This is a genomic window from Allorhizobium sp. Av2 (assembly GCF_021462805.2).
GTDB classification, from domain to species: domain Bacteria; phylum Pseudomonadota; class Alphaproteobacteria; order Rhizobiales; family Rhizobiaceae; genus Allorhizobium; species Allorhizobium vitis_G.
This window is the reverse complement of record NZ_CP192697.1, coordinates 717,990-733,217: the sequence shown is the minus strand read 5'-3', so window position 1 is coordinate 733,217 and position 15,228 is coordinate 717,990. Positions and strand designations below refer to the sequence as shown.

General features: G+C 55.4%; 11 protein-coding genes. 2 read left to right on the top strand and 9 right to left on the bottom strand.

All coding sequences use genetic code 11. From position 1 onward, the window contains the following. Window positions 1-14 precede the first annotated feature (14 nt). Window positions 15-1,097 (top strand): ABC transporter ATP-binding protein, encoded by a 1,083-nt coding sequence (locus FS819_RS21130; RefSeq protein ID WP_156547518.1) that lies wholly within the window; start codon window positions 15-17, stop codon window positions 1,095-1,097. Continuing rightward, window positions 1,090-1,953, top strand: coding sequence for a glycerophosphodiester phosphodiesterase (locus tag FS819_RS21125; protein WP_156547517.1), 864 nt, complete (start codon window positions 1,090-1,092; stop codon window positions 1,951-1,953). Before FS819_RS21130 ends, FS819_RS21125 begins: the two co-directional genes overlap by 8 nt. Here the strand turns inward: FS819_RS21125 and FS819_RS21120 are convergent. The 9 genes from FS819_RS21120 to FS819_RS21080 form a co-directional block, all read right to left on the bottom strand. Continuing rightward, a complete protein-coding gene (locus tag FS819_RS21120) occupies window positions 1,932-2,771 on the bottom strand; it encodes an inositol monophosphatase family protein (RefSeq protein ID WP_156547516.1) in 840 nt (279 codons plus the stop codon). The genes FS819_RS21125 and FS819_RS21120 overlap by 22 nt on opposite strands. A 158-nt stretch (window positions 2,772-2,929) precedes the next feature. Continuing rightward, complete coding sequence (locus tag FS819_RS21115) at window positions 2,930-3,394, bottom strand: cyclic nucleotide-binding domain-containing protein (protein WP_012653944.1); 465 nt, start codon at window positions 3,392-3,394, stop codon at window positions 2,930-2,932. A 35-nt stretch (window positions 3,395-3,429) separates the two neighbouring features. After that, window positions 3,430-6,144, bottom strand: coding sequence for an ABC transporter transmembrane domain-containing protein (locus FS819_RS21110; protein ID WP_156547515.1), 2,715 nt, complete (start codon window positions 6,142-6,144; stop codon window positions 3,430-3,432). Window positions 6,145-6,322: 178 nt separating this feature from the next. Continuing rightward, window positions 6,323-7,675 (bottom strand): adenylate/guanylate cyclase domain-containing protein, encoded by a 1,353-nt coding sequence (locus FS819_RS21105; protein ID WP_156547514.1) that lies wholly within the window; start codon window positions 7,673-7,675, stop codon window positions 6,323-6,325. Between the two features lie 193 nt (window positions 7,676-7,868). Then, on the bottom strand, window positions 7,869-9,584 hold the full coding sequence (locus FS819_RS21100; RefSeq protein ID WP_156547513.1) for an adenylate/guanylate cyclase domain-containing protein: 1,716 nt from the start codon (window positions 9,582-9,584) through the stop codon (window positions 7,869-7,871). Between the two features lie 146 nt (window positions 9,585-9,730). Further along, window positions 9,731-10,561 (bottom strand): MBL fold metallo-hydrolase, encoded by an 831-nt coding sequence (locus FS819_RS21095; protein WP_087730119.1) that lies wholly within the window; start codon window positions 10,559-10,561, stop codon window positions 9,731-9,733. Window positions 10,562-10,727: 166 nt separating this feature from the next. Beyond that, the gene (locus FS819_RS21090; RefSeq protein ID WP_156547511.1) at window positions 10,728-12,659 is read right to left on the bottom strand and encodes a putative bifunctional diguanylate cyclase/phosphodiesterase; all 1,932 of its coding nucleotides are present in this window, start codon (window positions 12,657-12,659) and stop codon (window positions 10,728-10,730) included. 48 nt (window positions 12,660-12,707) lie between these two features. Continuing rightward, a complete protein-coding gene (locus tag FS819_RS21085; RefSeq protein ID WP_156547510.1) occupies window positions 12,708-13,214 on the bottom strand; it encodes a putative pterin-binding protein in 507 nt (168 codons plus the stop codon). Between the two features lie 785 nt (window positions 13,215-13,999). Next, window positions 14,000-15,151, bottom strand: coding sequence for a SphA family protein (locus tag FS819_RS21080; protein WP_156547509.1), 1,152 nt, complete (start codon window positions 15,149-15,151; stop codon window positions 14,000-14,002). Between the last annotated feature and the right edge of the window lie 77 nt (window positions 15,152-15,228).

Below are 15,228 nucleotides of genomic sequence, written 5' to 3'. Positions count from 1 at the left end.
AGAAACGAACACCCATGGCCCAACTGACCCTTGACCGCGTTTCAAAGCAATTTCCCGGCTCGACAGCCGTCGATGCGTTCTCGTTGCATGTAGAGGATGGCGAGCTGGTCTGCCTGCTCGGGCCCTCCGGTTCGGGCAAATCAACATTGCTGCGGATGATCGGCGGTTTCGAAGCACCAACCAGCGGCGTGATCCGCATTGACGGTCAGGACGTGACCCGTCTGCCGCCGGAACGGCGACCGACCGGCATGGTCTTTCAAAGCCATGCGCTCTGGACCCATATGAATGTTTTCAAGAATATCGCGTTCGGCCTGAAACTGCGCGGCATGGCGAAGAGCGAAATCGCTGACCGGGTCGAGGCAGCGCTGGCCATGGTCGGGTTGAAGGATTACGGCCAGCGCCAGACCTATCAACTCTCCGGCGGCCAGCAGCAGAGAGTGGCACTTGCCCGCTCGCTGGTGCTGGAGCCGAAAATCCTGCTGCTGGATGAACCCTTTGCCAGCCTCGATCAGCATTTGCGCGAACGGCTGCGTGAGGAAGTGCGCGATATCCAACAGCGGCTTGGCATTACCACCCTGTTCGTCACCCATGGACAGGACGAAGCCCTGGCATTGGCCGACCGTATCGTCGTGATGCGGGCTGGGCGCGCCGAGCAGATCGCTCCGCCGGACCGGGTCTACCGCGAGCCGGAAACCGAATTTGTCGCAGGTTTCATCGGCCAGATGAATTTCATTCCCGGCATGATGCGCCGGGGCGCATTCACCCATATTGACCTTTCCTTGGCGGTTGATGCCGATAGCAATCCAGAGGATGGCGATGCTGTGCTGGCGGTTCGGCCGGAAGCCCTACATCTGTCGCCCACCGACCGGCTGGACGCGGCCTTCGTGTGCCGGGCCATCGACTTTGGCAGCCATCTCATGGTCGATCTTCAACTCGGTGATGGCACACGGGTAAAAGCCATGACCGATCCGGGAACCGGCTGGCAAAAAGGCGACCGCGCCGAATTGCAGGTCAGGGCTTTCCGGGTTTTTCGCCACAATAAGGTGATCTGTGTGTCCCAGACCGCCGAGCGATTAAGGAGTCTGGCCAATGTCTGACGGTTTGTTTATTGAGCGTGACGGTTTCAGAACCATGCTGAAATGGCATCGCGGCCATAAGCAGGCGGGCGATATTTCCTTCACGCCGGACCGGATCACCGAGGGCATGGCGCTTGGTGCCAGCGTCGAAATCGATCTTATCTGTCATGCCGTTGGCGGCCTAGCCGTGCTGCATGACGAGGTTTTGGACAAAGCCACCACTGGCCAAGGCCCGGTGCGTGCAGCCTCAGTGGACCAACTGCGCAATCAGTTCCTGCGCGACCATGACGGACAGCCAAGTGCCCATAGGGTTATGCTGATCGATGATCTCGGGCGTATTCTGGCCAGCATTTCCCATCGTGCAGGTGCCGTATTGCAACTGGACCTGAAGGAAAAAGCCAGCGACTTGACGCAGCAGGACATCGACGCTTTCGTTGCCGCCATCGGGCCGGTGCGTGAACGGGTTATCCTGTCGGCAGGTGATGCAAAAGCCGTTTCCCGCCTCGCAGAGGCCCTGCCCGGCCTGCCGCTCGGCTACGACCCCTGCCATGGCGGCGCCATTGAACGGTTGATGGAAAGTGGTGACTTCGTTGCGTTCATCGATGATGCCGTTGCCGCCATCCCCGACGCCGAGATGATCTATCTCGACCACGAGGCGGTGCTGTTTGCCGAGGATCGCGGTTTCAACATGGTCGCCGCCTTCCATGCTGCTGGAAAACGGATCGATGCCTATACCATCAACAGGGCGGACGAGGTATCGCTACCGCGCGTCCTGCGGCTGCTGGCGCTGAAATGCGACCAGATCACCACTGACGATCCGGTCGGACTGCAAGCGCTGATCGCACTCTACGACAATCAACGGTCCATGGCGGGCTGAAACCCGGCGAGCAGCCAGGGATGCAACGCGGGCGTGGCGGCGAGAATGCCGCCTCCAGCGTCAACCGGCATTCCGCCAAAGCCTGTGACCAGGCCCCCGGCCTCGGTCAGGATCAGGGCAGCGGCGCCATAGTCGTGAACCTGCAAGCCATCCTCGAAAAACCCATCCAGCCGACCGCAAGCCACATAGGCAATCGAAAGCGCCGCCGAACCGAGACGGCGCACGCCAGCGGTATTGTCCATCAACCGGCGAAGTGCGCGGTGATAGAGTTCCTCATCGACGCTTTTCACTTGTCCGGGAACCGGCAGGCCCGCCCCGACCAGCACATTCTGGACATCCGCCACATCGGCACACTGTAGTTTTTCACCGTTCAGACAGGCACCCTTGCCAATTTCAGCGCTGAACAGTTCATCGAGCATACTGTCATAGACCACCCCGCAGGTGATTTTGCCTTGTTCGGCAATGGCGATAGTCATGCCGAAATGCGGCAGGCCCCAGGCAAAATTGGTGGTGCCATCAATGGGATCAATATAGATAACCGGTGCATCTGGGCCACCTGTACGATTGCCGATCTCCTCCTCACCCTGGATGGCATGGTCCGGAAAGGCCTCGCAGACACCGGCAACGATCCGGCGCTCGACGGCGACATCGGTGTCCGTCTGGTAATCGCGCGGACCTTTGTGAACCATCTGGTCAGCATAACGGCGGCGCAGCGACTGACGCGCCAGCGCTCCAGCTTCAAGAGCAATGCTGGCAAGGGTCAACAGGCGTGGAGAACTGTCAGGCGCGAGACGGTCGTGGGCGCTCAAATCGGTCATGGCACATTCCGGGATGTTTGGGACAATAGCCTCGATTCAGGGCAAAACGAGGTCGAATGGATGCCGAAACTTCGCGGAAATGGGAAGAAAAGCAAGTAAAGGATATATGACAGCCCGGCTATCCAATATGCCGGTTGCTGAGATGACCGCTCTCGGTATCAGTTCAGCAATTGTTGCTCGCGGCTGCGGGCCGCAGACAGTTCGGATGTCGTGTGATTGAGACGATCAGCCAGAACCCGGGTGATTTCCGAGGAAATTTCGGGAAAATCGCTCATCAGTTTCAGGAAATTTTCCTTGCTGATTTTCAAGACTTCTAGCCGGGAAGCCGCCCGCACGGTTGCCGTCCGCGACACATCGCAGAGAATGGCGATTTCTCCGACGATAGAATTGCTCTGGACTTCCGCGACCTTGATTTCACCGGCATCCGAATTGACCAGGACATCGGCGGTCCCTGAGAGCACGACATAGGCTGCGTCACCGACATCGCCCTGGCGAAACAGGTTCTGCCCTTCGCGACAGGTCATCCGGTCGGAAGCAAAAGCTAGCAGCTTCAGCTTGGCTGGAGCAATCTGGGAAAACAGCGGCACACGCCGCAACATTTCAACTTCGTCCTTCAGTAGCATTTGCGTCTTACCCCCTATCGCGCCTGATCACGATATTACGAGAGAAACTGTTTGAACATCCCGTCTTTGGCGGAAAGCTCATCGAAACTCCCGGTTTCGACAAGATTTCCTTTGTCGAAGACGAGTATCCTGTCAAAAAGACCACTTATATCTGCATTTGGCAAAACCCAGATGATCGAGGGCCGATGACCGTCGCAATGCAGGTTCTGCAGGATATGACTGACGATCTTATCCTGCGCCCGCTGATCGAGCGCCGACAAGGGCCTGTTGAAGATGAAATAATCCGACCGCTTCAGCAGCGCGCGCGCCAGATTGAGCTTCTGGCGCTGGACAGCGGTTAACCGCCGCCCCTGCGAGCCGACATCGAAATCCAGCCCGATCGACAGCACGCTTTCGGCAAGGCCGAGGTCTCTAAAAATGTCGCGAATGATCGCACGGATCCGGTCAGACGCATCGGCTTCGCGCACAGCCAGCCGCCCAAACAGCACATTGTCCATCAATGATGCCGACAGGGTGAACCGTTCTACGTCGTGACGTTCGATTTTTTCCACCAGATCCGCGGGAACTCCGGCATGGAACTCGCGACGTGCATCGACGATCTTGTCCATCAACTCCTGCGTCAAAAGGCCGAAACGATGGCGCGGCTCGATATAGGCAAAGCTGAGGCGGATAATGCTGCTGCGCTCGCTGGCCGAGGCTTGCGTTGCGGATGTGCCTTGAAGCTTTTGCAGCAAAGCCTCGTAGTCGGGAAGATCCTCCGCGCTCATGAAGGTCAATTGCTGGAAAAACGGATGGTCGGGCGGAAGGTCTCGAAACAGTTCGACTGCATTCGCCGCGATTTCAAGTCCCATTGCGTAGAACGCGTCGCCAATGCCGGTGTCGCGCATCACCTTGCGGAAATAGGGATGAGCCGCCAGCCCTTGACCATTGATCATCATGGGTTTCATCTTACCGAACAGCAGGTTTTCACCCACCGTCGCCTGGCTGTTATAGGCATCGGCCTCGAAGGGCACGACAATGTCGTCCAGATCCTCCTCATTCAGCCGACGCCGCAGGGCATGGCGGATCTCGACAATTCGTTCAGTCAACGCCTGATGGGCAAGCGTATCCACTTGCGAACGCAGGGCGAGATCGAAAATATCCTCCGAAATCGTCACCGCATCCAGAACCGGACGGATCACTTTCAACAGACCATCCGGCCCTTCGGCTCCCGCCGATCGATAATCCACCCAATCGCTGTTGAGATCGAGAAGCGGATTACCGGATCTCTGCGCCTCCAGAAGGTCACGTTTATATCTGCGCGCCGCCAGTCCGTCATAGGTGACATCCGTCAAAGGCGCATGTTTCAACCCGTAGAGAAGATTGTCCCGCAGAGTGCCATGGAAGAAATAGGCATCCGAGGACACGAACGAAAGCCGCCGCCCGGTGACCGATTCCGGCATGGTGAGAATATCCTGGCCGCCAATGCTGATATGGCCGGATTCCGGCCATAGAATACGCCCGAGAGCTTCCGCCAGCGCCTCACCGCCGCCGCCGTTCTGGCCGACAATCGCAACCGTCTCGTTTGGGGCAATATCCAGCGAAACGCTATTGAGCAGCCGCGCGCCGCTATCGTCGCACAGCACCAGGTTCGAGGCCACCAATGCCTCGGAAAGCGGGCCGACCGGCGTTGCTGCGACCGTGTGAACCCGCGCATCGACCAATCGTTCAACATCGAATTGCTCGACCACCTGAGCATATTTGACCTGCACGTCCTGGCGGGCCTGATCCCAGTCTATCAACTCCTTCAGCGGGCCCGGCAGGTCTTTGTAGGCGCTAATAACGGCGATCAGCTGGCCAATGTCGAGCCGCCCCTCCAGCGCCATGTAACCGCCAATGGCATAGAACAGGAAGGGCGTCAGTTGAGCCAGGAAGTTATTGATGAATTTCACCATAAACTTCCACTGATAGAGATCGTAGCGGATCGAAAAAATCAGGCCGAGACGGGCAGCAATGTCGGCGCGCTCGAAATTGGATGTATCATGGGCATGGATCGTATGGATGCCATCGACGATTTCGCCAACCCTGCCGGATAATTGGCGCGCCGTCAGCTGGCGCTGGCGACCCAGCTCCAGAAGCCGTCTGCGCATGCGTGGAATGATAATGGCCTGAACGCAGACCATGCCAGCCGCGATCATTCCCAGCCAGACATTCTGAAGGATGATGAAGATCAGCGCCGTCAGCGCCTGCCCACCCAAAAGTGCGGGCTGGACGAAGGCATCGCCGGTAAAACCACCCAGCGGTTCGACCTCGTCCTTGATCATCGTGGCGATCTCAGCGGATTTGACCCGCTTGAAATGCACGGGCGGAAACCGCAGAACCCGATCAATCAGTTCGAAGCGAATCCGGCGCAGCATCCGCTCACCAAGCCGCCCCTTATAGGTATTGATATAGAATTTGAACAAACCGTTCAGCACGACAAGACACAGAAAGACGACGCTGAGCGCCATCAACATTTGCACTCGGTTCAACTCGAAACCGCGGAAGATTTCCATATGGCCAAGCCATGGCAAGTCGAAAGCGACATGCATAAACGGCTTTGTGGCCCCGGCCTCTTCAAAGCCCTGGCCCTGAATAGGGCCATTGACGATCTGCTTGGGCAGATCGAAGGACAGAAAATAAGGGATCATCGAAAGACCGACGATGCACAGGATCCACACCTGTTGCAGATAGGTATTCGACCAGATGTAACGCCCGAGGCTTTTTTCCATCGTCACTCGTGAAATGCAGCGCCTGTCGTCCCACGCCCCATGCCGCACGACAACGCCTTTCATCATATATGGCGCACTTCTCTTCGCTGTAAAGCGGTCAAGCGAAGATCCGTTGCCAACAATCCTTCACGTTGACGAGTGGATCTCTATGGAACCTATTGTGCTGCATCCCCCTGATTTATTGCAGGAACCGGTCCATCATCGCTTGGGACTTTTTCTGCCCGTTCAGTTGTACGGCATCGCGATGCAGGAGAATCAAGCGCTCGGCTTCCGAAAGGCCGGTGCGATGCAGATCCGCTTCAGCTTCGTCACGCCGAAGTTCAGCCATCCGCGGGCCGGGTTGGAGAATCGTCACCCTCTGGCGAACCCCCCGCAGCTTTTCCTCGCCAAGGGTTATCCAGTCGCCGGCGCAGTATCCGGCAAAGGCATGGCTGGCCACCACGTCACTTGCGTATTTCTTGGTCAGCAACTGAAGCCTGACCACTTCATTGACCGCCGAACCGAAGGCTGAAAACGTCAACCGGTCGCGCAGCCCGACATTGCCGAACATCACATTGCCGACATGCAGGCCCAGGCCATAGCCGATAACGGCTACCCCTCTTTTCCGGCGCTCCTTGTTCAGGTCCGCCAACCGAGCCTGGGCCACACGCACAGCCGAAAGTGCCGCCTGGCAGGCCTGCCGGGACGGGTCCTTGTGGCGGTCGCAAGGATAGACGGCCAGAAACCCATCGCCCAGAAAACTGAGGATCTGCCCGCCATTGCGGTTGAACGGCGCAGCGATTGCGTCGAAAAAATCATTCAACGTATCGATATAGGCTTGGCGGCCTTCTTTTTCGGCCAGCATGGTCGATTGGCGCATGTCTCCGACCACTAGTGCTGCCCGGATGGTTTCGCCGTCACCGCGGCGGATCTGGCCATTCAACACCCGCTTGCCGGCATCGCCCCCCAGATAGGTGGTCAGCATATTGTTGGAAAGCTTGCTGAGTACAGCCATTTTGGCGGCAACCGCCAGATGGTTTTGAATGCGCAGCAACGCGGCAATCATCTCCTCGCTAAAGCCGTCCTTGGCATCCGTGGACCAGGAACCCAACATGCCCTGCACGGACTGGTCGCCGAAGGGCTGCATGAAGGCAAGATAATCGGTGACATTCTCCTTGCGCAAATCCTCGAAGATCTCGAATTCAACGGGGCCTTCGGCGGGAATGCGCCGGCGCAAATAATCGAGATCCCGGCTCAGCAATTGATAATAGGGGCTCTGCAAAAACATATCCGTATTGTCGGCATCGTGACGATAGCCTTCAATCATCAGCCCGCTTTGTGGCCGCCACGTAAAGCCAACGGCTTCGTAAAGCGGATGCAGCATGGCAAAGGACAGATGGACCCGAACGATTGGCAGACCGGCGGCGGCGATCCGGTCGCAAAAGCCCCGAACAATATCCTCGAGAGTGCTACCGGAAAGGGCAGCCTGTGTCAGCCAATCGGCGACTTTCTCCATGAAGATCGCCGAGACCGGTGCGGATGCAGTCGCCATGAAAGGTCCTATCAAAAAGACGTGTCGTTGAAAAACAGGCCATGGCCGGGTTCATGATAGGAAATAGGGATCTCCGCCACTCCAGACAATGGCAGCCAACATCCCCGACGCTTTATATATAGCATAGTTCAGCAAGCTTGAATCGGAACGATGCTGCTGTTTGTTTTCACATCGGATTTTCCGTCGCCGCAGGTTATGTTTTGCCAAGCTCGGAAAGGTTGAGCGCACTGCGTGTCGCCTCATTCAGGATGAAGACTTTCAATGGCTCCGCTCGGCCGCGAATGGAAATTTCCCGTCCAGCGCTTTCCGGCACCGCAAGCCCCGCCAGAGTAGCGACGGGTTCGGAAATCACCAGTTGCGTTTCGAATTCCTTGGCCACCGATTCAAGCCGGCTGGCGACATTGACGGTATCGCCAATGGCTGTGAGATTACGAACGCTGCCGTAACCCAACGTTCCCACTACGGCCGGACCGGTATGAATACCAATGGCGATCCTGAGCGGTACCGTCAGTTCGTTGGCCAATTGCCGGTTCAACTCCTCCAGACCGGCAATAATACCGTTTGCCGCCTTCAAGGCCTGGCGACAGGCTACCTCGGTCGAACCTGTGACGCCGAAAAGCGCCATGGCGCCATCGCCGATGAATTTATCCAGTCGCCCTCCTGCCTCTTCCACGGCATGACCGACCACGGCGAAATAGCGGTTCAGCAGAAAGACGATGTCGAAAGGCAGCCGGCTTTCCGTCAGCATCGTGAAATGTCGCAGGTCGCAGAACAGCACGGCAATATCGCGTTCGCGGCCGGGTATTACCTCATGACTGCTATCCACCGTGGCGCTTTGCGGCATCGCCACCATAAGCGGCATGACTGTGAGGTTCGCCTTGGGGCGAAGCTGGCAGGCAAGTCGCACACCGGGGCCAGCCTTGATCCGGTTCAAAGTACCCTGCTCCAGCGTTTCAGCAGGCGGCAGCTGTTGCTCTCCATCGATAACCTGGACACGGCAGGTCGAACATTGGCCCTTGCCGCCGCACACGGCATAATGCGGTTGTCCTGCCAGTCGACTGGCCTCAAGCAGGGTGAAGCCACGCGGCACCCTGACCGTCTCGCCGTTCGGATAACGGACGGTGATCAGATGCGCCCGCTCGGTCAGTCTGCGGGCAATGCGCAAGGCGACAACCATGCCGATAGACAGGAAAAACAATCCATAAAGTGCCAGACGGATAATCTGGATCCATCCCGCTTCGCTTGATGTCAAGGCGGCCGGTTCGTAATAGCCTCCCGGATAACCGCTCAACCAGAAGGTTGGACTGGCAATCGTGCGGCCCATCTCGACAAAGCCGAGCAGAGACAGGATCGGCAGCAGAATGGCCACCGTCAGGAAACCCGTTTTGGACCTTTCATACCATGGCCGGAAGCGCAGCCAAAAATGGACTCCAATACATCCATGCAGCCATAAAATGACGATGGCCAGCGACTGCCGCCATCCATCGACAGGCGACGTGCTCCACATGGAATGGACAACAGACTGATAGTTGTCACGCAGATGAAAGAGCGAGGAGGCAATCCTGGTCGCGACAATATGGTCGATGATCAGCAGCGGCACCACCAGGCCAAGTACGATCTGCAACGCTTCGGATTTGGGCATAGTAAAGCTGCGGCGGATATAGACGGCGCGCAGGGCCAGACCCATATGCGTAAGGAGAGAACCGTAAAGCGCGACTGTGCCGGGGGGGGTACGCCAAACACCCAGAAACCACAAACGGGCGCGATCGGCGAAATCCACCGAGATCAACCCGGTGGCATGATTGGCCATATGCATGGCGAGGAACAGGAAAATCACCAGCCCCGAACCGAGCCGGGCCTTGCGTATCCGGCGTTCCGACCAGAGGCTTTTTTTGACGTCCACGGCCATAGGTTTCAGTTCTTCAAAGCCACTTTCCGAAGATCCAGCAATGGCAGTTTTGACAGGACCTGTAAATCATCGCCAGGTTTCCCGATTGATTTTATCGATTGTATGACCAATACGGAAATCAAGCTTCCAAATTTTTGCCCGTGCTGTCAGATATCGAGAAGCATTCCGTCACGAGCCATAAGCGTCGCTGGAAACGCCTCCTGCGCCAACCGTTCCAGCAGTGCCATTTCGCTGTCGGTCCGCCAGGGGGCGTGATGGAACAGCAACAATCGGCCCACATTTGCCTCTTGGGCCAATTTCACGCCCTGTTCCCAGCTCGAATGGCCAAACCCTCGATAACGCTGCATTTCCGCTTCAGTAAAGGCGGCGTCATAGACCGCAATATCGGCATTAGCCATCAGCGCCAGCGCTGTCGGATCGAGTTCACCGGGCTGATGTTCTATGTCAAATACCAGTGCCAGCACCTTACCTGCCCATTCCACCCGGTAGCCGATGCATCCGCCCGGATGATTGAGCGCAAATGTGCCGATGGAAATACCAGGACGAGGCGTCAGAATATCCCCGGCCCGAAAATCATGAAACTGCAGAGAGGCCTTGCAGATATCCATCTTCACGGGAAAATATGGCGGACTGACGAATTGATGGATCATCTGATCAGTCGTCATGCTACCGGCAAGGTGGCCGGACCAGATATTGACGGTGATCTCGGGATTGTAGATCGGCTTGAAAAAAGGCAAGCCGATAATGTGATCGTAGTGACAGTGGGAAAAGAACAGGTCGACATTGCTGGTCTTGTCTCCCATCATATCCAGACCGGCCTGACGAATGCCGGAGCCGGCATCGAAAATAAGCCTGTGCTCGCCGCAGCGCACCTCAATACAGGGGGTGTTCCCGCCATAAACATCGAATTCCGCGCCACAGACCGGGATACTGCCGCGAACACCCCAGAATTTCACCTGAAACACGCTACTGTTCACTTTATCCAAAGAGTTTCGGTCGCGGGATTAAGACGATTGGTTTTGGACCGGTTGCCAATACATCATTCCTGAAATTACCAGGGATGCAAAGGAAAATGTCATGTGCCTGTCCCAGCCCTGTCTCTTCCCGAGCATTGCCTTTACCAAGCATAGGGAATTGCAACAATTACCATGATTGGTCGAAGGTTACTTCCTTGTTGTCATCCTCCTGACGAAGGTGGGTGAGAAAGCTCACCGGTTGTGGCCTGCCGATCAAGTATCCCTGAACCTGATCGCAACCCAGTCTTTTCACGCATTCGAATTGTTCTTCCGTTTCCACACCTTCAGCCGTTGTGGTCATGCCAAGGCTGGCACCAATCCCTGTCACCAGCTCTGCAATTGCCAGGGCATCCGCCCTTGTCGTCACATCGCGGATAAAGGACCGATCGATCTTCAACTTGTCAAACGGAAAGCCTCGCAAGCTGCCGAGCGAAGAATAACCCGTCCCGAAATCATCCATGGCAATCTGAATCCCGATCGCCTTCAGTTCCCTCAAGGTTTTCAGGGTCAGTTCGTTTTTGTCAAGCAAGACGGATTCGGTGATCTCAAGCTCTAGACGGCCCGCAGAAAGGCCGCTGATTTCCAGGGCATCCAAAACCTTTTGCACGAGCGTCGTGCTGCGAAACTGCACCGACGACAGATTGACCGCAATTTTGAGATGGCCGCGCCAGCTTGCCGCTTCCACGCAGGCGGTACGCAGAACCCAATCCCCAAGCCCATCAATGACCCCGATTTTTTCGGCGACAGGGATGAAATCGACCGGCGACACAGAACCGCGGCTTGGATGTGTCCAGCGCAGCAATGCTTCATAACCGCAAATCTCACGCGTCGCGGTGGTCGCCAATGGTTGGTAGTAGACTTCCATTTCCCCGTTTTGCAAAGCCGTTTGCAAATCCGCCTCGAACGACTTTCTGTCCTTCAACCGTGTCTGCATCTGGCTTTCAAACACACAGGCATGGCTCGGCCCCAAAGCCTTGGCTTCATAGAGAGCAAGGTCAGCACGCTTGAAGAGTTCGTCGGTGTCCGGCTCGTCATTGAAGATCGCCACGCCGACACAGGTGCCGATCTTGATCGCCTGGTCTCCGACAAGGTATACAAGTCCAAGTTCATTCATCAGACGCCTAGCAAAATCCATGGCCTGGTTCTCGGTCAGACCGGTGGACAAGATCGCGAATTCGTCTCCTCCCAAACGACAGACAAGATCGCCATGGTCCTTGATATCGACCAGCCGGCTCGCGACCATCCGCAGCAAGGCATCACCGATGTCATGACCAAGCGTATCGTTCACATCCTTAAACCCATCGAGATCCAACAGCAGGATGATGGCCGGCGGTCCGCCAGCTTTGGCCGATACCAGCCTTGCTTCCAGATCCTGACGAAAGAGGATGCGGTTGGGCAGACCGGTCAGGGAATCATGGTGAGCGACATATTCGAGGCGATTGTTTTGCGATTTCAGCTCCCAGGACGCCGCGCGCAAATCGTCTGTCAATCGTTGCATACGCCGATGTGCTTTATCCAGAAGACTGTTGTGACGCAAAAGCAAGCCGACAAGCACAATGCCGCACAGGATAAGCCCCCCAGCAAGGGCGGTATAGATGAGATGAAGGTGCCGCAACTCGGCCTGGGCCGCACCAATCTTGCTGACATCGGCTTCGAGAGCAGTCGATGCCAGCCTTGTCATCGGACCATCCAGAAGTTCCATTTTCTGCAACAGCGCTTTGATGGCTTCGAGGTCCAGCGTTCCGAACCGCCTGTTGAGAGTTTCAAGAACGTCGCTGAGCTTGGCAATCAGATCCACACGCTGCGGATCGGCATCAATGAAGCTCTTTAAATTGCCTTGCTCGAATAGTTCCAGCCGGCTCAGCATGATATCCAGACGGAGACGCAAATCATCCCGGTCAAACTCACCCATGTCGAATGCGGATGTCGCCAGCCGGTGCTCAAGCCTCATATATTCGGAGAGGGTTTGACTGACGGCCCAGGAATCATTGTAACGGGCGAATTTCTCAAGCGTCGTTTGACGTTCGGCTATCACATAGGCGATGTACCCGGTTGCCATGACGAAACAACATATGATCGTCCCAAGAATACGCCTCACGCCGCGCCTCTATTCCACAATGAGCTTTGAAACCTGCCATGCCGAGCGCATGTAATATACCTGACTTTGAAGCTGTTGGTCACTGTCATAGGGATAGACAATGAAGAGCGGCCCTTTATCCCTCACTGGCATATAATTCTCGTCCCGCTTGAAAGCGAGCAAAACATTGAACCGATTGAAATCATCAAGCGGAATTGTTGTCACATAATCGTTCAGAGCAACGGCTGTCACCTTCGTTCCCTTTGCCCCCACGAAATCCATCAGCTTTTTAAGCGGAACGCCTTCAAAAACCGTACGCCCTTCATACCACGGATTGGTGGTTTTAATCACTGTAGAACCAATGGCCTCCAACATGCCAAGATCAAAAGCAGCCCCATCTGCCGTATTGCGGTTTTCAATATTGCCAGAAATCACCAGAATAGGCTTGCCTTTCGGCTCTGCGAATGTTCCCGCCAATGCCATAGAAATGGGAGCGACCGACAGCACGATATAGGCCCAAAGGCGGACGATTCTCATTATCATTCTCCTGACGATCAATCGATAACGCAAGGACGCCAACGCCACTTCGAATTCGAAGAGCGTTTTGCCACAGTCGTGACCGTCCGGCATGCTGGTTCGGTAACTTTTCACTTATCTCATACAAGAGTTTACAAGTGCAATAAAGCATCCGAGGGTGTCTAACGATGACAGACCGCAACGCAGCGTATTGTAGATTGAAGCGCATCTTTACGAGAACAACCAGTTTCCGGTCATCAAAGTTAAAACCAGCAAGAAGCGATCTTGATTCTCCGATAATTACTTAGATCAAATACTATATGAGAAAATACGCAAGTACCAGAGGGATCGTTGATTTGCCTAGTCGTCCGATTAGCGACGGCAATTTTTCAACGCGGCGACCGACAGACCGTTTGCTCAGTGCTCCCCAGCGTACGAAGCAACCTAAACAATGTCCCGACGTGACAGAGCGATGATCTCTGAGCAGAATGACCGTTGAACCCTGGCATTCGAACGGCGGAGAATCCACTCTACCACCGGCATGAATTAAACATAATATCTGGTGGTCAACGACTGACTCGGCCTGACCGTCCGTGAATTCCTTGAATCAGTTACAATCCACAGAAGCAGGCAGAAAAATTAAAGCACGACAGTCTCTTTTGGGCATTTTATCAAGCGCCCAAAAGAGACTGTCGTGCTGTATTCGTATGGATTGATTTTGAGGCCCAATAATTGACAGTTTTCCCTGAAAAACTTCAGCTTAAGGAAACGGCGAAGATGGTTGAACCATCTTCGCCGTCTGCCAACTACCAGAGCTTTTTGATAAAGTTCACTTGCAGATAATCACCCTTGAATGAATTCCTGTTGTAGACATCCGTCAGGTATTTGATTGTCACAGTTGCACGTTGTGATGGAAAATCAACCGCTACGATGGGACCGAGGCGTATAGATTTATGCCGTCGTCCGTCTGTGGCTGGATTGGCCGGAGACCCATCATCATCCTGAACCTGCCATTTGACATTGCCAGCAAGACCCAACTGGTATCGATTATACCGTTCCGTGACGGCGAAATCGGCAGAAAGATAATCACCGTCGCGATAGGTGTAACCACCCGTCGAGTCATCGCGGTCGAAATTGTGATTGTAGAAGATACGGGTCGAAAACTCCGTCCCCTCCAAAAGAATAGGACGGGTTCGATAGGTCATGGCAATATTTGGAGACAGAACCCAGTTGCTGAAGCCTGGATTGCCGACCTTTTCATTGTCGAACAGGCCCATTGGTATGGTGACCCCAACACCAAGACCCAGGGTGAAGCCAACCGGCATCGGCGGAATGAAATCAGCAGCTGGCTTGGGTTGGCCGGGAGCGCCAGGAGGCGGGCCCTCATACCAGCTCTTCGACCAGAAGAAGATATCGGAATAAGCGTCGAACCAACCGGTATTTTTGGAAGACAGATTGGCTGGCGTTGTTTTTGTAATCGTCAGATCGTGCTCTCCGTAAACGAAGACCAGAGAAGACGCCATTCGCCCACCAAGGAACTCCCCGTCATAGACATAAAGCCCACCCAACTGCCCCTGAAAAAGCCTTTCGCTTGTATCAGGGAACATCGAATTTCCGCTATTGTCACGCAGAGAGTTCCGCCAACTGCCCCAGCTGCCACCGACCGCATAGAAGCCAGCCTCGGGCGGCAATTCGGCAGCCCTTATATCCGTGGAGGCGCCCGGTGTGGACGTCTGATAAAACTCGGCAGCAAAGGCCTGCCCACCTTGAGAAGCCAATAGGCAAGAGCCCATCAGCAGAACCGCAAAATTTAACCGTCTATTTCCCATAAACTTGTCCCACTTTCCCAGCCAAAATAATAGGCCACCCCATATCCGGCACTGTCGAATCGCCCTGGGATTCGCTCCATAGTAAATCCCAGGCCACCCTAACCGCCTCTTCTTGCTCCAGGCTTGCAAAGAAATGCCACAACTCCTTAAGGTAGAAATATATTTAAGAGGTTGCACATAGAGAAGGGTGCTGGAGCAAAGCGAAG